We start from the raw sequence: 21,319 nt of genomic DNA, 5'->3' as shown, positions 1-21,319 counted from the left end.
CAGAACTTCTTTACTTTGGAACAACCTCTACTATTTTAAAGTAGGTCAACTGAATGTTATGGAGTGACAATATCTTATATGTACTGATTCTATCGAATTATAGGTATTATATGGTTGAACAATAACATTGTAAGTTGTAATGCAATTAATAAAAATACTGTACGCAGATTTTTAATCGGCAAATATATATGAAGTTAAAAAATGATGCTTATTTATAAGAATAGACTATGAGTGGTCATGACATAGAGTGGAAGAGTCTCTAGAACAGCACATCAATATTTCTTATTATCATTATTAGGCCACTGATGACCATTAGTATTAGCAGCATAATTCTAAACTGGCTAATACTAATGCCTGCTAAAAAGCGTTTGCCAATGATATTGCCAATCACGGCGCCCAGTCCTAATACAAGACCATACGCCCATATCTTGACGGTGAGTATCCCAAAAAAGGTGTAGCTGACGATTTGTACAATACCTACAAAGAAAGAATTAGCTGTTTTGGTCGCAATAAGACCTTCTTTTTCCAGTCCAGCATTCATATAAAAAGGGTTAAGAATAGGGCCGAGGCCACCTACCAAGGTGCTCATAAAAGCAATGGCAAAGCCCACAGGTACAAAACCTACTTTTGGCATATCAAATGTCTTGCTTACCTTACCAAACTTGTATTGGAAAATAGTCGAGACTAAAAATGTGCCAACCAATAACTGAATCCAGCCTGCGTCCAAACGACTAAACACCAATGCGGCTAGCCATGCACCTACGATAGCGCTTGGGACATAATATTTGGTCAATGACCAATCAATATCATGCCAGAATAGATAAAGTCGTGAGGCATTACTCAGAAAGGTAGCCACGTTGATCACAGGTGGTGCAATCGCTGTCCCTACCATCGAAGAGGTAACTGGTATCAGCAACATAGCGCCGCCACCGCCGGATATAGTGGAGATAATAAAAGCAACCATGCCAGCGACAAACAAACCTACTAAGTGCCAAGTTGGAATGGTTTGCAATAACTCTAAGACAAAGAGCACTATAAAATCCTATTTCATAAGTGACATCAAGTAGTGATGTTTTGCTAATTTTGGACAGCTGACAAAAAGAGCTAGGAGTATTAAACAACTATTGCAAGTAGGGTGAAATTATCTCTAAAAAAACGGTGGCCATACATAGAGTATAACCACCGCCGGAGAGAGATTTAGAGACGAACTAGCAAGAACTTATGCAGCAGTCTTTTTAAAGCGCTTACGATACATTTTACGAATGATTGGCATGAATATCATGACAACTACCAGACCCCATAGTGATACGGTGATTGGGCTACTCCATAGAATAGACATCTCACCTTGAGAAATAGACAAGGCACGTCTGAGGTTAGACTCCATTAGCTCTCCCAGTACATAACCTAGAATAAGAGCTGATAGAGGGAAATGTAGCTTGCGTAAGAAGTAACCAAATATCCCAAGTCCTACCATGAATACCATATCAAAGGTCGTGCTGTTGATAGAGTAAACACCAACGAAACTAATAGCAGCAATGGATGGTATCAAGATATAGTTTGGTACATTAAGTAGCTTAGAAAATACACCAACCAAAGGAATATTCATTACTAACAAGATGACGTTACAGATGAATAATGAAGCGATAAGACCCCAAACGATGTCTGGCTGTTCGGTAAATAGCTGTGGACCTGGAGTGATGTTATACAAAGTCAACGCACCCATCATGACCGCTGTTGTACCAGAACCAGGAACACCCAAGGTCAACATCGGTACAAATGAACCACATGCTGATGCATTGTTAGCCGCCTCTGGAGATGCTAAACCACGAAGATCGCCTTCACCAAATTTGCCACTGTCGCCAGCAATTTTGCGTTCACTAGCATAGGTCATCGCACTCGCGATAGTCGCACCTGCGCCAGGCAAAATACCAACGAAAAAGCCCATTATGCCACTACGCACCATGGCGCCAATGGTGAAGAGAAATTCTTTTAGGTTGAATAAGCTACGCTTACCTTGCGCGATAATTTTCCCACCAGTACTGGTTCTTTCGAGCAAAATCAAGATTTCACTGACACTGAAAAAGCCAATAACAATCGTTGTGAACTGAATACCATCAGATAAGTTGACTGAATCAAAGGTATAGCGATAGATACCTGTGACCGCATCGACACCAACAGTAGCCAGACCCAAGCCGATTAACGCTGACACTGCTGTTTTGATAGGCTGATCACCAACCAAACCACTCAAACAGCAAATCGCGAATACCATTAATACGAAGTATTCAGCAGGTCCAAAAGACACAGCCCATTTAGCCAATAGAGGGGCAAACAACACCACACCAATGGTCGCGATCGTAGAACCAATAAACGAGGCAACCGCAGAGATGGACAAGGCGATGCCGGCTTTGCCCTGAACCGCTAGCGGGTTGCCATCTAATGAGGTCATAACCGCTGCCGCAGACCCCGGCACATTAAGTAAAATGGCAGAAATACGACCGCCATATTCGCAACCAAGATAAACAGCCGCCAGTAAGATAAGTGCACTCTCGGGTGGTAGACCAAGGGCAAAGGCAAAAGGCAATAGAATTGCCACACCATTAATAGGGCCAAGGCCAGGCAACATGCCTACAACTGTACCAATAAAAGCGCCAATGAGTGCAATCAGTAAGTTTTTGGGCAACATCGCTACGCCAAAACCTTGCATTAAAAAGTCAAAAGTTTCCATAATAGCTATCCCATTATTCCTGATAATATTCCAAGCGGCAGAATCACATCCAAAGCCATGTCAAATAAGACATACAGGGCGATACTGATCACAACTGAAAAGATAAGGCTTTTAATAGGATTTCCGGCAAATAATAAACCAACCGCAAAACACATCAGTGTGGTAGCAACCACAAAACCTAAAGGCTCAAAAATTAAGCTATAAATTAATAATGCGCTGACACACAGCACAAGATTTCTAAGCACGACGTTGTTATAGCCTAAATCGATGACTTTCGTAAATCGTGCTGGACGAAAGGCAATAACCAAGGTCAAAAGCGCCGTAAGTGAGAAAATCAAAATAGGATAGGGTCTAGGGCCGATAGGATCATAGGCAATAGGAGCAACGTAACCAATAGCTAAGTAGACTAAAAATAAGCTAAACAGCCCCATTAATCCAGAAAATGCACGTTCCATTGTCATAGAAGTATTCCTTAAATTCCAAAATAAGAAGGTTGATAGATATCTCATCTGTCAACCTTCGATAAATACTATAAGAATCAGTATTCAATCATTAAGGGGATATGATCTGAGTAATGCTACTTAGCTGCAGCATCAACAAGACCGTACTCAGCAGACAATTCACGTAGCTCATCTGTACGTTTATAAACGTATGCTTCTAGCTCATCACCAGTCATAGAGAATGGTAGTAGCTCTTGCTGCTCGCGTAATTCAGCGAATTTTGGATCCGCAAGCATGTTATCAAAGCTTGCTTTCCACCAGTCATAAGCGGCAGGACTGACATCTGGACCCATGTAATAACCACGCATGACAGGCCAAGTAACGTCATAGCCTTGCTCTACAGCAGTAGGAATATCGGCCATAGTGCCGCCCAGTCTTTCATCTGCGAATACAGCCAATACACGCAATTTGCCAGCAGTAGCTTGTGGCATGATCTCAGCGATACCAGCACTTACGACAGTCACATGGTTACCCATTACAGCTGTAATAGCCTCGCCGCCACCTTCCATCGCAACATAAGTCATATCGCTAGGGTTGACACCAACCGCTTTGGCTAAAATAGCTGTCTGCATCCAGTCCTGACCGCCAACACTACCACCAGCGGCGAAACTGATTGCTTTTGGATTTGACTTAAGCTCAGCGACCAATCCTGCTAGATCTTTGATAGGTGAGTCTGCATTGACAGCGATAGCACCATAATCAGTACCAACGGCTGCTAGCCATTTCACGTCTTTTTCGGTGAATTTACCAAATTTACCTTGCGACAGATTTAGGATAGAACCAGTAGAGAAAGCAATGATTGCATCGTTATTAGCACGATCATTGGCAACGATTTTGTTATAAGCAACAGCACCTACGCCGCCTGGCATATAAGTGACTCGCATTGGATCTTCTAATAGGCCAGTATCTCTTAAGCCAGCTTGAGCAAGTTTACAAGTCAAGTCAAAGCCACCGCCTGGTTTTGCTGGGGCGATACATTCTGGACGTGAAGGGGCGTCATAACTGGCATCAGATGCTGCCGTATCAGATTTATTACATGCGGTAAGGGTAAGTGCAGAAAGGCCAAGAGCCAAATAGGATAGTTTGTTCACACGACACTCCTTGTGTATATTTTTAATGAATAGCTCAATAGAATTCTGAGCAAAATAATAAAGTGATTACAGCTGAAGTTCAGATCATCCTGACAATAACTACTAAACTTCATAAAAGTAGAGTTTTTAGCGTTTTGCAAAAGTAACAGAATATTATAAAAATAACAAGAAACATATGTATGTATACATGAATTTTATTTTAAGGTACTATCACAATGACTGATACAAAATTACTTATTGTCTTAACATCAAGGGAAAGAAAAGACAGAAAAACCTTCCGAATACAAGATGATAATGTCAATAAAAAATAATGAATACAATGATTTACAGGTATTGATAACTATGAGAGCGATGTTAAAAATGTGCTAGGGTATGTTTTTTGGATAAGGAAAAGAGCTAACTTGGTAGATGAATTCAGTGAGATGAGACTAAGCGCCAGAACGGGCAATGTATTAGGTATTTAAGAAATTTGGTCGTATATGTTAGTCAAAAGACAGCTGTTTCAAAACTGTCTTTTGGAATGGATTTGTTTAAGGGCAGGGCTTGTTCTCATTCTCAACATAAGAACACATGTTAGTTAAAACAGCAGCTGGATAATGAAAATTGCTAATATGCCAATACCAATATCTAAGGGTACCGCTTTGAATAATAGTGCATTGAATAGCTTGTTTTTTTCTATAACTACTTGAGAAGCGCCCAACATTAGACTACCTCCTGATGAGAAAGGAGAAAGGGATGAGCTTTGTGCTCCCACCACAATACAGGTAAATAACAATAGAGGGTTAAGTCCAGAGGCGACGGCTAAAGGCAGCACCATAGGAAATAGAGTAGGAGCGACTACGCCAAGTGTACTAGCAAAGATTGACATGATTGCGCTAATAACGAAGACCAAAATTGGTATCATCCAGATAGGGACGTTGGTACTTAGCCATTCTGTTAGTTCGTAAATAACACCGATCTCAACGCCAAGGCCGATTAGCATGCCGACCCCACAAATCATAATAAGTGTATTCCAAGGAATTAAAGCAATTACTGTTTTTTCGTCCCCTAATTTTAATAATAAACTGATTAAGGCGAAAATAATGGCGATAAAACCAATGTCAATCCGAGCGTTCAAAAACTGAATCGCTTCTATGTTAGGCATTAGTAGATTTAAGATGGGTACAATAAGCACGATAGCCATCATGATAAAAATCAGCATAATAGATTGTTTTTGCTTATTATCGAAAGGCTCTGGTACTATCGTTTGAATCGCAATTTTGCTATTTTTGGCATTAAAAAAGCAATAGATACCTAAAACGATCACTGGCATGAGAAAGGTAACTGCGAAGACACCTAAAGCATAAGTAAAGGTATTATCATTTGCAACGCCGGCCCCGCGCATCAGCTCTCGAAAGATAACCCCGCTTTGTGAGGTGATAAAGTTAGCACCAGCCAATGCACCATAGTTAACAGATAAAGTAGCAATGACAAGATTCAAGTTAGTACGTTTAGACAATAACAGAATCATAGGTGCCATCGTGGCTAAGACGGTGTAATAACCAGCCCCTAAGCCAGCAACGACCGTAGCGGCAAAGAAAATAACCAACGGTAAAAACTCGGGAAAATGACGACATCTATAGATCAAATGATTCGAAAGTTTTTCTAAAGCGCCATTCGCTAAAGGAAAATTATAGAAGAGAGTAACGGCAAAAATAACAAAGAAAATTTTGAGAGGCCATAGCTCAACAATTTCATAAGCACTCATTCCCATACCGAAACAGCCGATGAGGTATGAAAATGCAATAGCAAATAGACCAATATTGATCTTGGTGGTATAGCCCAAAATAATACATATTACTATTGCGGCTAGAATATAAAGAGTCATTACTGTCCCTTGATCTTAACTACATGAATTCTATAGAGAATTGTATTGACTTCTATAGGTAAAGAACATTACGAGAATATTGACAAACAACTTTCTAGATTACAGAATCGTATAAGCCTGAAATGCACGTATAAATAAGTGGAATAATAGCAAAAAAGTAATATGAATTAGATAAGATTGCCCACAAAGTGCTAGACAGTCGTTAGTATTGCAATGATATATAAGGTTTTCTTAGCGCTTAAGATAGAGTACTCCGTTGTATCCCAATCTCTAGAATGATAACAATGCTTAAAAACAGTAAAACAATTCATAAACCCCTTAAATTGTGGTGGAATAATGCTAAAAAACTTAGAAAAATTTAAAATACCACGGTATGAGCAAGTGCGATGGCACATTTTGACTTTATTGACAGAAAGTAAATGGGATGAAAACACACCTTTACCGACTGAGCAGGAGTTTGCAGACAAGTATCAAGTATCAGTCGGAACCGTTCGAAAAGCGGTTGAAAAGCTGGTCGACGATGGCGTGTTAACCAAGTATCAAGGCAGAGGTACCTTTCTAAAGCGTCCAGATTTTGAAAGCTCATTATTACGGTTTTTCAAATTTCGTGATAAAGATGCTTGCTATGCGACACCGACAGGCGTGGTCAAAAAGGTCATGGTAATAGAGGGTATTGAAGAGATTAACGAAAAGCTAGATATTGGTAAGAATAAAGCGCTTATTTATATAGAACGTGTGCGCATTATTGAAGGCAAAGTTTCGCTCAGTGAAAAAATCTGGCTACCTAAGAGTCGTTATCAAGCCTTTGTAAATCTAGAGCCTGAAGATTTTGAGAATTTGCTATATCCATTTTATTACACAAAGTGTGGCCAGTTTGTTTCATCTGCCGTAGAGACACTATTTTTTGTAGCCAATCACGTAGACCCTTATTTAGATAATAATGAGCAAGAAAACCTAGTGAAGGTATGCCGTATTGCTAAGAGTCTAGAAGGTGATCCTATCGAATATAGAGAGTCATATGGAATGGCAGAGAAGTTCAGCTATGAAGTTAATATTATTTAATAAATAGTAAGTCGTTAGTGAATTTCTTGTCTCAAGCTCAGATAAGCTATCGTCTGAGTTAAAGGTATCATCGTGTTTTCATACTAAAGAACGTAGTAAAAGATAGGTTCTTTAGTTTTATTGTACCAGTAAAATAAAAATTAAAAAATCTAGGTTATAAAACGCCAATATATTATTTTTACGCTTACCTTCAGGCGGCCTAGTCACAACATCCTAAGTTAATATCTATCAGATAAACAGCATCGCTTATGCGATTGTGAGTTTAATGACATTACAAACTCGAAAGCAGAACACTTGTTTCACTATTCAAAATACCATCAATTTCTCTGACTTGACGCAGCACTTCATCAAATTCTCTCAAGCTCGTCGTGTGTATTTCTCCTACTAAGTCCCATGCCCCGTTGGTCGTATGCAGCTTAATCAATTGCGGGATACCCCGCAGTTTCCTGATCACTTGTGAAGTAGATTTTCCTGTTACTTCAATCATCATCATCGCTTTGACCGTTTCTTTATCTAATGCTTCATGCACTCGAATCGTAAACCCTAAAATAGCACCGTTGTGAATCAATCTATCCAATCTATTCTGGACAGTGGCACGAGAGACTTTAAGTTTTTTAGCCAGGTTTGAGATGGTTGCTCGACCATCTTGTCGAAGTTCAGATATCAGTTCGCTATCTAAAGAGTCATAAGTGTAATACGCCATAAAAATGCTTCCTTCATTAGATTTTGACATTATGCTAAGTGGTACCTAACAATGTGTCAAAAAAATGTCCATATTTGGTAAATTATTGACATTTTAACTGACAATTATAATTGGTAGCATATTAATTGTCGGTTAAATAAATAATATTCATGGAATGGAGCAAAATTAATGTCTAAATTTATCGTATCACAGAAGCAGGGTGTGCCATTTGTTAGCGTACAGGCGATGGCTGAAATCATTAGTAATTATGGTATAGAACAGACCATAAAAGAATTGGTAGATGCTTTAGAACAAGATTTTTCTCGTTGGGATAGTTTTGAAAAATCCAGTCGTTTTGCTTCACATTCCAAAGACGGCGTCATAGAGTTGATGCCTGTCAGCGATGGTGAAATGTTTGCCTGTAAATATGTCAATGGCCATCCGATCAACACCAAGCGCGATTTGCAGACGGTCGCCGCTTTTGGCTTATTGTCTGATGTCGATACAGGCTATCCCATTCTGCTGACAGAAATGTGTATTTTAACCGCCTTACGTACTGCGGCGACTTCTGCATTGGTTGCCAAACATTGTGCGCCTAAAAACGCCCAGACTTTAGCGCTTATCGGTAATGGTGCTCAGGGTGAGTTCCAAGCAATGGGTATGAAGGCAGTCGTGGGTATCTCAAAAGTGCGTTTGTATGATGTCGACCCAGCCGCATCTGAAAAAGTAGCGCATAACCTTGCCGATTCAGGTCTAGAGATTACTATTTGCAAAACGGTAGAAGAAGCAGTTGAAGGCGCAGATATCATCACTACCTGTACTGCAGATAAGAAAAACGCCACCATTCTTCGTGATGATATGGTCAAAAAAGGCGTCTATATTAACGCCATCGGTGGTGACTGTCCTGGCAAAACAGAGCTAGATGCCAATATCTTGTTAAGAGCCGATCATGTGATTGTAGAGTTTGAACCACAAACTCGTATTGAAGGCGACATTCAACAGCTCTCTCAAGATTTCCCTGTGACAGAGTTTCACCGCATCGTAAACGGTGAAAAAGAAGTACGCACCAACGAAAATAACTTGGTTGTATTTGATGGTGTTGGTTTTGCCTCAGAAGACTTTACGGCTTTGGTATTTTTGCGTGATTTGATCAAAAAGCAGGATGCATATGAGCTGCTCGACTTGATTCCTCAGCAACAAGACCCTAAAAACCTCTATTCGGTAGTCAAAGCTCATAGCAAAGATCGTAGCCCAGAGACGGATGAAGCGATGGCCGCATCATAAGTAGTTTGAATATAGAAAAATAGGAGTTCAATGCCAGATGTGGACTCAAATGATGAAAAAATTGTTTTATTTAATAGAGACAAAATAATGAATGATTTAATGAAAAACGTGCGAATAGTAGAAGTTTATTCAGACGTCGCAGGGCATAAAAAAGGCGCGTCACTAGGAATCGATGCATTGCGCGCGTCATCAAAAGAGATGAATGCAGACTACTATGAAAAATTGCAACTTGATAGTATAAAAAATGAATATATACATGCAGAAGAGTCGTCATTTAAGCATGCAAAATACGCCGATGTAATTGAGCCTGTTATTTCTAAATTGGCGCATAAAATCAAAGATATAAGAAATGAGAATCAATTTCCGATTGTTATTGCAGGCGATCATTCTAGCTGTGCAGGTACGATGCATGGTCTAAAAATGGCGCATCCTGATGCTGAAATCGGTGTGGTTTATATAGACGCACACGCTGATTTCCATTCACCATATACCAGCGGATCAGGAAATATGCATGGCATGCCTTTGGCAATGGCTTGTGCCATTGATAATTTGGAATGTCAGCGTAACGAGCTTTCTGAAAAAGAAAAAGAGTATTGGGAAAAATTGAAGTTTATGGCATCAAGCGAGCCATCAATTAAGCCAGAAAATGTGGTGTTTTGTGCGGTTAGAGATTATCAAGAAGAAGAGATGGATCTAATTAGAAGGCACAAAATCCCTTTATATAGCGTGGCTGAGATAACCCAAAAAGGCATCAGTTCTACTGTAGAGGAAATCTTCAAAAAACTAGAATATTGCGATCATATCTACGTGTCATTTGATGTTGATAGTGTCGATCCTTTATATGTGCCAGGCACCGGTACGCCTGCAATGAATGGCCTGTCATACGAGCAAGCGATGCAACTTAACATAGAGTTAATTAAGAACAAGAAAGTATGCTGCTGGGAAATGGCAGAGATAAATCCTTTGTATAACAACTCAAAAGATGACTCGACCAGAATATTTAAAATTTTAGAGAAAGTGACCCACACACTTTTGAGCAATTACTAGTACTGAATATTCAAAATGAGTAACAGAATCTAATCTAAAGGGGTTTGTTAAAACCTTCTTTAGGTTGGTTAAAAAGGGACTGCGAGTAAAAATAATATGGACATTATTAAAGCCAGCGCTGCAAGTCGAGATGTTAGCGGTATCAATATCAGACAATTTTTGAAGTTCTTTATCCCATCTATTATAGGTTTGATGCTTTTTGTATTTCCAATCCCATATGTTGACGGTAAGTTTGTCACCTATGCAGAAGGATTTACCATTCCTATATCTGTATTAAAGGATTATATACAGGGTTATATCGGTGACCTTTTGCCGTTATTGGTTGTCACCTCAATCATGATTACCTTGTGTTGTACTTTATATACTAAAATCATGAAACCTGCATTTATTTTGAAGAATGCGTTTCTAAATAATTTATTAAACGTTACAACGCCTTGGCTTATCATTAGGATGCTTGGTGCGTTCTTTGTTGTCGTGACCTATTTTAAATTTGGGTTTGAGTCAATATATTCAGACAATATTGGCGGCTTAATATTATATGAGTTAATGCCAATACTTTTTATCGTCTTTTTCTTGGCTGGATTGCTGCTACCATTATTGCTTGATTTTGGCTTATTAGAATTTTTTGGGGTTCTACTAAGCAAAGTGATGAGACCTTTGTTTGGCTTGCCAGGTAGGTCATCTGTAGATTGTTTAACGTCATGGTTGGGCGATGGCACTATCGGTGTGTTATTAACCGATAAACAATTGGAAGGTGGGTTCTATACCAAAAAGAAGCGGCAATTATCGCTACAAGCTTTTCAGCAGTGTCGATTACATTCTGTTTGGTTGTCATCTCTCAGGTTAAGCTCGAGAGCTACTTTATCAATATGATTGGCGTCGTTGCTTTATGCGGCATTGTTTGTGCGCTAATAGTACCAAGGTTATTGCCTTTATCTAGAATTGAAGATACTTATACTATCGAAAACAGTGATAGAGATCATGAAACCATTCCCGAAGGAAAAACATTATTCACCCACAGTTTGCATAAAGCCGTCCAAAAAGCAGATAAAAGCCCAAGCTTTCTTACTTTCTTAAGAGATGGTCTAAAAAATATTTTGGATATGTGGATTGGGATATTGCCTGTCGTTATGGCCATCGGCACGATGGGTTTAATCGTTGCAGAAGAAACCCCTGTATTTGATTATTTAGGTATGCCTTTTATTCCATTCTTAGAATTATTGAATATACCGTTTGCCGCAGAAATGTCAAAAACGATCATGGTAGGTTTTGCCGATATGTTCTTGCCGGCTATTATCGGTTCTTCGATAGAGTCTGAGTTAACTCGATTTGTTATCGCTTGCTTGTCAGTGTCTCAATTGATCTATATGTCAGAAGTAGGGGGATTGATTTTAGGGACAAAAATTCCAGTGAGCTTTTTTCAGTTATTAGTCATTTTTCTATTGAGAACAATCATCTCATTACCGATTATTGCCTTGTGTGCTCATATGATTTTCTAAATAGAACTTTCTAAAATTTGGAGATACCACGTCTGAACAAAAAATTAGCAGTAAAAAACCACCTTGATAGGTGGTTTTTTGCTATCAGTAACAAGCTATAGTTGAATTCACATAATTTCAATATAAGGAAACTGAGTTCAAGCGATATATTATGCCTTGCAACCATACAAAAATAGATATACGATTCATATACGTTTCGTATATTAAGGTGTTTTTATGGGTATTGTTAAAATTGATGATGAACTGCATGAAGATATTCGTAAAGCAAGTGCCGTCATGGTGCGCTCCATCAACGCTCAAGCTGAATATTGGATGAAGATAGGCATGCTTGCTGAAGCCAACCCCAATATGTCTTACAATCAAATTATCAATGAGCAAATGAGACAAGCTGATGTCAATGTGAGGAACCTTATAGATGGATAAGGTCATACTTAAAAGCGCAGCGGAATTGGAAATCATGCGCGAGTCTGGACGACTTCTAGCTTCTGTCTTTGATTATCTCGATGAGAAAATTACAGTTGGTACTTCTACGATGGACATCAATAACCTTGCTGAGCACTATATTGTTGATCAGTTAGGTGCACGTCCAGCCAGTAAGGGTCAGTATGGTTATCAGTATGCATTGAATACCTCGGTGAATAACGTGGTATGTCATGGCATTCCTTCAGATCATCAAATACTCAAATCAGGTGATATTGTGAATGTGGATATTACCCTAGAACAAGGGGGTTTTATCGCTGATTCTAGCAAAATGTATTTGATAGGTGAGGTGGCACCACTTGCAAAACGCTTGGTTGATCAGACCTATGAAGCGATGTGGGAAGGAATACGAGTGGTGAAACCTGGAGCAACGCTAGGTGATGTTGGTCATGCCATCCAAAGTTACGCTGAGCAGCAGGGCTATTCAGTAGTGCGAGAGTATTGCGGCCACGGTATTGGACGCGAAATGCATGAGGGACCGCAAGTGCTACATTATGGACATCAAGGAAAAGGTCTAGTTCTACAAGAAGGTATGACATTTACCATTGAACCAATGGTCAATCAAGGTAAAGCCAAAGTTAAAGTCAAAAAAGATGGCTGGACCGTAATCACCAATGATAAAAAGCTATCTGCCCAGTGGGAGCATACCATTGCGGTTACTTCTGACGGCTATGAAGTTCTCACTTTGCGAAATGATGAAATGCTTTAAGCGATTTAATATTCGAACGATGATTCGGTAAGGCGTTTCTATAATTCAGAAGCGCCTTTTCTTAGGATGTCATGTGACTGTTATTTAAGCCAGTTAGGGAGGAGAATAAAGTGGCTGACCTCAAGGGCAAAAGCCTCTGCTATGATAACAATCAATAGCAGGCGACTATTTAACACATATAAAGATACTTATAGAACTGCTTTGGTGGCGCCAGCCGCCCGTTCGATTAATAAATCCACGGGAGCATCAGGACTTAATGTACCAAAGGCCAGTCCATGCTCATTCCCAATCCTAGAACGACAGAATGCTTGAGCGATCTCCGTATGATCAGTCTGTAGTAGTATCGAAGCCTGTAGCATCAATGCTAGGCGCTCAATCACGTAGCGACTACGGAACTCTAAGGTTTGAATGTCTTCAAATCGCTCTATCAGCAGGTGTAATTCTGCATCATAATCAGCATTTTTTCCTGCTGCTTGCTGCAATTCCTTAAATAAAGCTCGCTGAGTTTCTGGTTCCTTTTTTAAGGCACGCAGCACATCTAGACACTGCACATTGCCACTGCCTTCCCAGATTGAGTTTAGCGGTGCTTGTCTGTACAGACGCGGCATAACAGTCTCTTCGACATAGCCATTACCGCCCAAACACTCTTGTGCCTCATTGATAAGAACGGGAGCGCGTTTGCATATCCAGTATTTTCCAATTGCTGTCGCGATACGAGCGAGCGCGGCTTCATGAGGGTCTGTTTTTATCTTATCAACTGCGCGTGCAATTCGTATTGTTAGGGCTAGAGCTGCTTCTGACTCTAAGGCTAAATCTGCCAGCACATTACGCATAATGGGTTGGTTGACTAATAATTTACCAAAGGCTTCGCGCTGACTGGTGTGATGAATCGCTTGAACGATCGCTTGGCGCATTTGAGCTGAGGAGCCAATCATACAGTCAAGTCGGGTTAGCGCGACCATCTCGATAATGGTAGGGATACCGCGACCTTCAGTGCCTACTATCTCACCGAATGCGCCTTGAAACTCCACCTCTGAGGAAGCGTTTGCCCAATCTCCTAATTTATCTTTTAAGCGTTGCACTTGCACTGCATTGCGTGTCCCATCAGGCCGAAAGCGTGGTACTAAAAAGCAACTAGGACCACTGTCAGATTGAGCCAAGACGAGATGAGCATCGCACATTGGCGCTGAGAAAAACCATTTATGCCCGATGATTTCATAAGAGCCATCTTCTTGTCTTGTAGCTCGAGTCGTATTGCGACGTAAATCTGATCCACCTTGTTTTTCTGTCATGCCCATGCCCATCGTACAGCCTAACTTTTCTTCCATGGGCAAGCTGCGCGGATCATAGTGTTCAGATAATAGCTTGGGCAGCCATTTTTCGGCCAGTGCTGGCGAATGACGTAGGGCAGGAATAGCGGCATAACTCATAGACATGGGACAACCAAACCCAGCCTCAGGCTGTGAGCCGAGATACATGACTGCCGCTCGAGCCACGTGAGCACTATCACGCTCTTCATTGCGCCAAGCAAAGTTGCTCATGCCGTACTTCATTCCTGCATGCATTAGATCATGGTAAGCCGGATGAAACTCTACTTCATCTACGCGCCGACCATAGCTATCAAAGCTGCGTAGTTTAGGCTTGTTTTCATTAGCTAAGAATCCGCTAGTGATTAAATCTCCACCAGTCAGTGCCCCAAACTCTTTCAAGTGACTTTCTGCCCAAGCAGCACCTTCTCTTGCGACAGCTTCTTTGAGCGCTGTATCTGTTTCCCATGCATTATAATTGGCTAAGGCAAAAGGTTGATTCTGCACCTCATGGGTCTTAAATTGATTTACAATTGACATGATGATTATCTTCCTTGATTTTAAATGTCATTTACTAAGTTTCAGTAGTTCAGTAGTTCAGTAGTTCAGTAGTTCCTACGATCAGTATTACATATAAAAAATAATTCCGTCAATAGGTGTAATATGAACAAACCAACGCCTCGTTTATTGCTTTTACGCTTACTTATGGTGGCAGAGGCAAACACACTTAGCGCTTCCGAAGCGGTGCTGGCAGGCTCTATCTTTGGTATAACAGAAAATAGTATACGTGTGACGTTGGCTCGTTTGATCCAAGCGGATCTTGCTGAGTCGATTGGTCCTGCCACCTACAAACTCGGACCGAAAGCTCAAAAATTGGGCGCCGATGTGGCCTTATGGCAGACAGCGGATAAAAGAACGATAAAATCCGATGGTTCATGGATAGCGGTAGCTACCGGTGGGTTACCTCGCAGTGATCGTAAAGCGCTGCGTGCCCGTGCTCGTGCTTTGTCATTATTGGGGTTTCGTGAACTCGATAAGGGGCTTTATTTGCGCCCCAATAATTTATTAGGCGGTATTGATGTCGTCCGTCAGCGTCTATTGGACTTGGGATTAGAAGAGGAAGCCGCGGTTTTTAAGGCCAATGATTTCGATGAGGTTAGGCAAAAAAAGCACGAGCACTCTGGTCAGACATGCATCTTGAAAAGCATTATAAAGAGAAGTCGCAGCAGCTCACTGACTGGTTAAGTGGTTTGGCTGACCTGCCGTCCCACGTGGCGCTTCGAAAAATATTCATGCTTGGAGATGCAGGTATTCGTAGTGTTGTTTTTGACCCTCTGCTTCCTGCTCCCTTAGTAGATGAGGAAGCACGGCAAAAGTATTTTGAGACGGTGCGACGTATTAATGAGGAGGGTAGGCGTTTATGGTTTGCATTTTTTGAAGAGGCCAAGTTATCAGAGTCTAGTTAATCAAGTCATTAGAATCAGTTCAAATAGAATAAAGTGAAATTGCGGTACAGTAATTATTAGACAGCAGAGGTGCTATCTATAGCGATGAATAAGTATTAATTATTTGCATCTATTCGGATAGTATTTAATGTGAGCCATATGGCGAATTTTCATGACAAGAATGATCAGCAAGCGCATTTAATATGCCACATGACTTCGCTGGTGCGCTACCAACGCATTTCTGCCGCAAAACACTTAAGTGTTTTTTAACTGCTTTAGCTCTTCTATACGTGTTTCTACAGCGCAGATATGTTCATCCAACAAGGTATCGACATCAGCGCAATCTCTGCTAGGCTCTTCCCAGTACTTAAGTAAAGTCCGTACTTCATCCAACGTCATATCTAGTGTACGACAGTGCAGGATAAACTGTAGACGCTCGATATGACTTTCGCGATATAAGCGATAATTCCCCTCACTACGGGAAGGTTCTGGTAATAGCTTTTCTTTTTCATAATAGCGAATGGTTTCTACTGTAGCACCTGTGCGCTTAGCAAGCTCTCCAATTTTTATTAGCATGGTTATCTCACAGTTCTCTCAAAGTTAAATCAAAGCCATTTCAAAACTGAAAACATTAAAGTAACTATAAGGTTTAGCTCTACGGAAATCAAGTTTATACCATTGCATATAAACGGCCTTGACCCTGAAGCCACTAGAGGGCTCACAATAGCGTTATTAAATGAATTCTTATAATGAGGCAATTTATTATGCAATATCGTATTGAAGGTATGGACTGTGCCAGTTGCGTCAGAAAGATTGAAACTGCATTAGCACGTATGCCCGGTGTTTCTGACATACAGCTTAATTTTGCGACTGAAAAGTTAGAGCTATCGCTTGCCCCTGATTCAGATACTCAGTGCAACGATATTGAAAAGACCATCAAGCGTCTGGGTTTTGGCATATCTGCCACTACTGATCAAGCAAACGCAGCAGACAGCATTAGTGATAATCTATTAGATACGCAGCAACAGCGTTGGTGGCAAACCAGAAAAGGTAAGCAAGTGGTTGGTCTCGGCGTCTTGATGAGCGTCGCCTACGCGTTGGCATTACTTTTTCCTGATTATGGCATGTGGGCATTTGCTATTGCCGTCGTTGTGGGTGTTTTCCCTTTTGCCCGAAAGTCTATAACCTTGGCAATGACAGGCACCCCGTTTTCTATTGAAATGCTGATGTCTATCGCGGCAATTGGTGCACTTATCATTGGTGAAGCTGAAGAAGCGGCGGCGGTTGTCTTTTTGTTCTCAGTCGGTGAATTGTTAGAAGGTGTGGCAGCAGATCGTGCCCGTGCTGGTATCAGGGCATTGGCATCATTGGTGCCAAAAACTGCGATTTTACTTGATGCACAAGGCAGACAGCGTGACGTTCCTGCAGCTTCGTTGCAGATCGATGATCTGGTATTGGTACGTCCTGGCGATAAAGTATCCGCTGATGGTGTCATTGTTCAAGGTAGCTCTAGTCTTGATGACTCACCTGTTACTGGCGAATCAATTCCCGTTGCTAAAGCCATGGGCGATGCAGTATTTGCAGGTTCCATCAACATGGAAGGAGCGCTGCAAGTCTGCGTAGAAAAGACCGCGGCCGACAACACCATTGCACGCATTATCAATCTGGTAGAGCAGGCGCAAGCCTCTAAAGCCCCTACGGCTCGTTTCATTGAAAAATTCAGTCGTTACTACACCCCAGCGGTGATGGCGATTGCCGCACTGGTTATTATCGTGCCGCCGCTAGCGATGGGAGGAGAATGGGCGACTTGGTTATATCGGGGTTTTGCACTGTTGCTAATCGCCTGTCCTTGCGCGCTTGTACTATCTACTCCAGCTGCCATTGCATCAGGATTGGCTGTCGGTACACGCCACGGCTTACTTATCAAAGGGGCAGCGCTTTAGAAACCATTGGTCGCGTGAATATTGTCGCTTTTGATAAGACGGGTACGTTGACTGAAGGTAAACCACTGGTGACCGACGTGATTGCCTTTGCACAGAAGCAATCAGTACAAGAGCATATAGGGCCTGAAGGTCAGGATGAGATACTAGCGCTGTTTGCCAGTGTTGAGTCCGCCTCTAGTCATCCACTGGCAAAAGCGATCATTGATCATGCCAAAGCCGCTAATATCTCTATACCAATGGCTTCCAAAGCTTATGCTACTGCGGGAAAAGCGGTACATGCGACGGTAGTTGATAGGACTCTAGCCATCGGATCACCTATCTACGCTGCCAATGAAACATCAATATCACTAGAACAAAATGCACAAATTGAAGCACTACAAAACGAGGGTAAGACGGTTTCCGTTCTGTTCGATGAGCAAAGCTGTGAAGGGCTTGGGTTGGTCGCGCTACGAGACGAGTTACGAGATGATGCTCAGGCAGGAGTGGCTCAGCTCAAAGCGATGGGTGTGCGTTCGGTGATGCTTACAGGTGACAACCGTCTGACCGCTCAGGCGCTTGCTAGTCACTTAAATATAGAATGGCAAGCTGAGCTATTGCCCGAAGATAAGCTACGTTTGCTCAATGAGATGAAGGATAATAGCAAGATAGCGATGATTGGTGATGGTATTAACGATGCGCCAGCACTAGCAACCGCAGATGTGGGCATTGCCATGGGTGGCGGCACGGATGTCGCTATCGAAACAGCTGATATAGCATTATTAAAAAGTCGCGTCACGGACGTTGCTCATCTCATTGCCTTATCTCGCGCAACCATGTCCAATATTCATCAAAATGTAATTTTTGCTCTAGGACTAAAGGCCGTGTTTCTAATCACTACTTTACTAGGTATTACCGGACTATGGATTGCTGTGATAGCGGACACTGGTGCAACGGTACTAGTGACTCTCAATGCTTTACGCTTGCTAAGGTTCAAAGGTGACCTATGCTGTCAAATCCGTAGACCTAAACTTGGGAGATTTTAATCAAGCGGCCTGACGATAATGATCAAACCACACCTGTCTTGGCGACTTCATGCCTAAACTCTTTTGAATCCTAGTCTGGTTATACTCAAGCTCAATATATTTAACAATATCGCTAATGGCTTCCATCCTTGTTTGATACTCTTGGTGATACACTAGCTCATTCTTTAACACGCCCCAGAAGCTCTCTATAGGGGCATTATCGTAACAATTGCCCTTACGGCTCATTGAACCTTTAAACTTATGATGTTCGATCAAATTGCGATAGTCATGACTGCAATACTGACTGCCTCTATCTGAATGCACGATTAAGCCTTTATTGGGCTTCTTATTCCTAATCGCCATATTTAGCGCGTTACAGACTAAATCTGCTGTCATTCGCTTATTAATGGCATAGCCGACCAGCTCTTTGGTATAAATATCTTTTACCCCTGCTAAGTACAGCCAACCCTCAGAGGTCCAGATATAAGTGATATCACTGACCCAAGCTTGGTTGGGCTGTTTGGCTTCAAAGCTTTGCTCTAATAGGTTTGGATAAATTGGTTTATTGTGATCTGAGTTAGTGGTCACTTTAAACTTCTTATGACGCTTGCATTTGATAGCATACTCTTCTTTAATACTTCTGATCATGTACTTGCTAATCTTATGCCCTTGAGCCGTTATATGGGCTTGTAGACGCTCATAACCATAGCGCTCTTTTGTCTCAGTATGAGCGGCTTTAACCAGCAATAGGCAGTGGTTACGATGTATTTGCTGATCACTGATACCACGAATTATCCAGTCATAGTAGCTGGATGGTTGAACTGACCTATGCTGTCAAATCTGTAGACATTGACTTGGGAGATTTTAGTTACGCAGCTTGACGATAAAAATCAAACCACACCTGTCTTGGCGTTTTATAGCCCAAACCCTTTTGGATTCTAGTCCCACTGCGAGCATAGCTCTTGCCTTGCGTCGCTGCAAAGCAGTGCTTTGCTAATAGCTCCTCATTATACTCAAGCTCAATATATTTAATGATGTCATTGATAGCTTCGAATCTCATTTTATAATCCTGATGATACACTAACTCATTTTTCAATATGCCCCAGAAACTCTCTATCGGAGCATTATCAAAGCAATTACCACGTCTGGACATTGAACCCTTAAATTTATACTTCTTAATGATCTTATGATAGTCATAACTACAGTACTGACTGCCTCTATCAGAATGCACAATCAGCTGTTGGTTGGGTCGTTTGTTCTTGATGGCCATATTGAGTGCACGGCAAACTAAATCTGCTGTCATACGCTTGTGGATAGCATAGCCGACCAGCTCTTTAGTGTAGAGGTCTTTAACACCTGCTAAGTATAGCCAACCCTCATCTGTCCATATGTAAGTGATGTCACTAACCCAAGCTTCGTTAGGACGACTGGTATCAAATTTTTGATCGAGCAGGTTTGGATAAATAAACTTGTTATGGTTTGAGTTGGTGGTAACTTTAAAACGCTTGTGACGACGGCAAACAATGCCGTATTCTTCTTTAATGCGTCTTACCATGTATTGACTGATATGATGGCCTTGCTCTGCAAGATGAGCATGCAATCGCTCACAGCCATAGCGCTGCTTAGTTTCATCATGAGCCACGCGAACCAGCAGCTCACACTGGTTGCGGTGGATCTGCTGATTACTAACACCACGATTTATCCAGTTATAATAGCTTGATGGCTTGACATCTAATACGTGACACATACAAGTGATGCTAAATATTTTCTGGTTATCCTTGATAAAGACGTACCTCATCAACTGTCACTGCGGGCATAGCCCTTCGTCTTGCGTCACTAAAACAGTCTCCCAGACTGTTTCTTAACGTTCCTCATTGGCGAAGTACGCCGTGGCCTTTTTAGAATATCTCGCTCTTCTTGAGCAACTTTGAGATCACGTTTAAGACGTTTATTCTCTTCTAGTATAGTCATAAGCTCAGGATCATATTCTTTAGTACCAATAAGCTGGCCTTTATTAGCTTTGTTTTGCCAGTTAGATAAGGTCTGCATAGCGATGCCAAGCTGCTTTGCCGTTACTGAAACATTGCCATCATTATCTGCTATCTTTTTAACGGCTTCAGCTTTGAATGCTGCACTATAGGTTCTGATTTTCTTAGTCATGATAAACTCCTCATTGAGTCGTTAGTTTACCAAGTTTGGTTCTACAGTTTTTTCAGCATAGCTCAACAAGCTCCTGCTTGGTGGATGGGTGTGCCATGGACTGTTAAAAAATATATCGATGAGATTTTCACCATTGGTCATGGCAGTCTCTATCAAAGTGATGGACGTTCTCGTCAAAACTCAGAAGATAAATATGGTTCTGGTGGTCTACTGCAAGGTAAACAGTATATGCTTTCAGTAACTTGGAATGCACCTACAGAAGCATTCACTGATCCCGAGCAGTTTTTTGAAGGTGTTGGCGTTGATGGCGTATATATCGCTACTCATAAGGCATATCAGTTTCTAGGAATGGAGCCAATGCCAACATTCATGGTGAATGATGCCATTAAGAATCCGACCATTGATAACGATATTGTGCAGTATCAGGAACACCTGAGTGCCTTGTTTGCAGCGTAAATAGGGCAAGCTTTATTGCTTATGAATAATGAGTTGATCGCCTATCTGAAAATGCTGTGGT

The 21,319-nt window shown here is 41.3% G+C and carries 18 protein-coding genes and 4 pseudogenes; 12 read left to right on the top strand and 10 right to left on the bottom strand.

The features are described from left to right. Positions 1 to 259: 259 nt before the first annotated feature. The 5 genes from ACOBWA_RS11040 to ACOBWA_RS11020 form a co-directional block, all read right to left on the bottom strand. Positions 260 to 1,033, bottom strand: a complete 774-nt coding sequence (locus ACOBWA_RS11040) for a sulfite exporter TauE/SafE family protein (RefSeq protein WP_420229375.1) — start codon at positions 1,031 to 1,033, stop codon at positions 260 to 262. A gap of 186 nt (positions 1,034 to 1,219) precedes the next feature. After that, positions 1,220 to 2,725 (bottom strand): tripartite tricarboxylate transporter permease, encoded by a 1,506-nt coding sequence (locus tag ACOBWA_RS11035; protein WP_238051828.1) that lies wholly within the window; start codon positions 2,723 to 2,725, stop codon positions 1,220 to 1,222. 5 nt (positions 2,726 to 2,730) lie between these two features. After that, the gene (locus ACOBWA_RS11030; protein ID WP_201550233.1) at positions 2,731 to 3,186 is read right to left on the bottom strand and encodes a tripartite tricarboxylate transporter TctB family protein; all 456 of its coding nucleotides are present in this window, start codon (positions 3,184 to 3,186) and stop codon (positions 2,731 to 2,733) included. 116 nt (positions 3,187 to 3,302) lie between these two features. Further along, positions 3,303 to 4,316 carry a Bug family tripartite tricarboxylate transporter substrate binding protein gene (locus ACOBWA_RS11025; protein ID WP_261871177.1) on the bottom strand — a complete coding sequence of 338 codons (1,014 nt, stop codon included), beginning with the start codon at positions 4,314 to 4,316 and terminating at the stop codon, positions 3,303 to 3,305. 577 nt (positions 4,317 to 4,893) lie between these two features. Then, positions 4,894 to 6,183: an SLC13 family permease gene (locus ACOBWA_RS11020; RefSeq protein WP_420229374.1), complete on the bottom strand. Its 1,290-nt coding sequence runs from the start codon at positions 6,181 to 6,183 to the stop codon at positions 4,894 to 4,896. A gap of 336 nt (positions 6,184 to 6,519) precedes the next feature. Between ACOBWA_RS11020 and ACOBWA_RS11015 the strand changes: the two genes are divergently transcribed. After that, positions 6,520 to 7,245 carry a GntR family transcriptional regulator gene (locus ACOBWA_RS11015; protein ID WP_191113992.1) on the top strand — a complete coding sequence of 242 codons (726 nt, stop codon included), beginning with the start codon at positions 6,520 to 6,522 and terminating at the stop codon, positions 7,243 to 7,245. Between the two features lie 271 nt (positions 7,246 to 7,516). Here ACOBWA_RS11015 and ACOBWA_RS11010 read toward each other — a convergent pair whose 3' ends face one another. Beyond that, on the bottom strand, positions 7,517 to 7,948 hold the full coding sequence (locus tag ACOBWA_RS11010; RefSeq protein ID WP_057761040.1) for an Lrp/AsnC family transcriptional regulator: 432 nt from the start codon (positions 7,946 to 7,948) through the stop codon (positions 7,517 to 7,519). A gap of 168 nt (positions 7,949 to 8,116) precedes the next feature. On the opposite strand from ACOBWA_RS11010, the gene ACOBWA_RS11005 reads away from it, so the two are divergent. The 6 genes from ACOBWA_RS11005 to map all read left to right on the top strand — a co-directional run bounded on the left by ACOBWA_RS11005 (position 8,117) and on the right by map (position 12,946). Beyond that, the gene (locus tag ACOBWA_RS11005; RefSeq protein ID WP_420229373.1) at positions 8,117 to 9,211 is read left to right on the top strand and encodes an ornithine cyclodeaminase; all 1,095 of its coding nucleotides are present in this window, start codon (positions 8,117 to 8,119) and stop codon (positions 9,209 to 9,211) included. Positions 9,212 to 9,241: 30 nt separating this feature from the next. Then, on the top strand, positions 9,242 to 10,258 hold the full coding sequence (locus ACOBWA_RS11000) for an arginase (RefSeq protein ID WP_420229372.1): 1,017 nt from the start codon (positions 9,242 to 9,244) through the stop codon (positions 10,256 to 10,258). Between the two features lie 96 nt (positions 10,259 to 10,354). Beyond that, positions 10,355 to 11,131, top strand: a complete 777-nt coding sequence (locus tag ACOBWA_RS10995) for a nucleoside recognition domain-containing protein (protein ID WP_420229371.1) — start codon at positions 10,355 to 10,357, stop codon at positions 11,129 to 11,131. Then, complete coding sequence (locus tag ACOBWA_RS10990; RefSeq protein WP_420229370.1) at positions 11,128 to 11,757, top strand: YjiH family protein; 630 nt, start codon at positions 11,128 to 11,130, stop codon at positions 11,755 to 11,757. The genes ACOBWA_RS10995 and ACOBWA_RS10990 overlap by 4 nt, the downstream gene beginning before the upstream one ends. Before the next feature lie 216 nt (positions 11,758 to 11,973). After that, on the top strand, positions 11,974 to 12,180 hold the full coding sequence (locus ACOBWA_RS10985; protein WP_057761037.1) for a ParD-like family protein: 207 nt from the start codon (positions 11,974 to 11,976) through the stop codon (positions 12,178 to 12,180). After that, complete coding sequence (map, locus tag ACOBWA_RS10980; protein ID WP_420229369.1) at positions 12,173 to 12,946, top strand: type I methionyl aminopeptidase; 774 nt, start codon at positions 12,173 to 12,175, stop codon at positions 12,944 to 12,946. The genes ACOBWA_RS10985 and map overlap by 8 nt, the downstream gene beginning before the upstream one ends. A 188-nt stretch (positions 12,947 to 13,134) precedes the next feature. Here the strand turns inward: map and ACOBWA_RS10975 are convergent, their stop codons facing one another. Next, positions 13,135 to 14,793, bottom strand: coding sequence for an isovaleryl-CoA dehydrogenase (locus ACOBWA_RS10975; RefSeq protein ID WP_420229368.1), 1,659 nt, complete (start codon positions 14,791 to 14,793; stop codon positions 13,135 to 13,137). Between the two features lie 123 nt (positions 14,794 to 14,916). Here ACOBWA_RS10975 and ACOBWA_RS10970 point away from each other — a divergent pair, with 123 nt between their 5' ends. Beyond that, the gene (locus ACOBWA_RS10970; protein WP_420229367.1) at positions 14,917 to 15,498 is read left to right on the top strand and encodes a hypothetical protein; all 582 of its coding nucleotides are present in this window, start codon (positions 14,917 to 14,919) and stop codon (positions 15,496 to 15,498) included. Positions 15,499 to 15,545: 47 nt separating this feature from the next. Further along, positions 15,546 to 15,719 (top strand): hypothetical protein, encoded by a 174-nt coding sequence (locus ACOBWA_RS10965; RefSeq protein WP_420229366.1) that lies wholly within the window; start codon positions 15,546 to 15,548, stop codon positions 15,717 to 15,719. A gap of 124 nt (positions 15,720 to 15,843) precedes the next feature. Here ACOBWA_RS10965 and cadR read toward each other — a convergent pair. Continuing rightward, positions 15,844 to 16,274 (bottom strand): annotated as a pseudogene (cadR, locus tag ACOBWA_RS10960) (Cd(II)/Pb(II)-responsive transcriptional regulator). Between the two features lie 188 nt (positions 16,275 to 16,462). On the opposite strand from cadR, the gene ACOBWA_RS10955 reads away from it, so the two are divergent. Next, positions 16,463 to 17,641 (top strand): heavy metal translocating P-type ATPase, encoded by a 1,179-nt coding sequence (locus ACOBWA_RS10955; protein WP_420229365.1) that lies wholly within the window; start codon positions 16,463 to 16,465, stop codon positions 17,639 to 17,641. A gap of 14 nt (positions 17,642 to 17,655) precedes the next feature. Next, a complete protein-coding gene (locus ACOBWA_RS10950; protein ID WP_420229364.1) occupies positions 17,656 to 18,663 on the top strand; it encodes an HAD-IC family P-type ATPase in 1,008 nt (335 codons plus the stop codon). Here the strand turns inward: ACOBWA_RS10950 and ACOBWA_RS10945 are convergent. Continuing rightward, positions 18,664 to 19,464 (bottom strand): annotated as a pseudogene (locus ACOBWA_RS10945) (IS3 family transposase); the annotation flags it as partial. 46 nt (positions 19,465 to 19,510) lie between these two features. Next, positions 19,511 to 20,802, bottom strand: a pseudogene (locus ACOBWA_RS10940) (IS3 family transposase). A gap of 66 nt (positions 20,803 to 20,868) precedes the next feature. Between ACOBWA_RS10940 and ACOBWA_RS10935 the strand changes: the two are divergent. Continuing rightward, positions 20,869 to 21,258: pseudogene (locus ACOBWA_RS10935) on the top strand (NAD(P)H-dependent oxidoreductase); the annotation flags it as partial. Between the last annotated feature and the right edge of the window lie 61 nt (positions 21,259 to 21,319).

Source organism: Psychrobacter sp. ER1, from assembly GCF_048631835.1.
GTDB lineage: Bacteria > Pseudomonadota > Gammaproteobacteria > Pseudomonadales > Moraxellaceae > Psychrobacter.
This window is presented reverse-complemented; position numbering and strand designations above follow the sequence as displayed.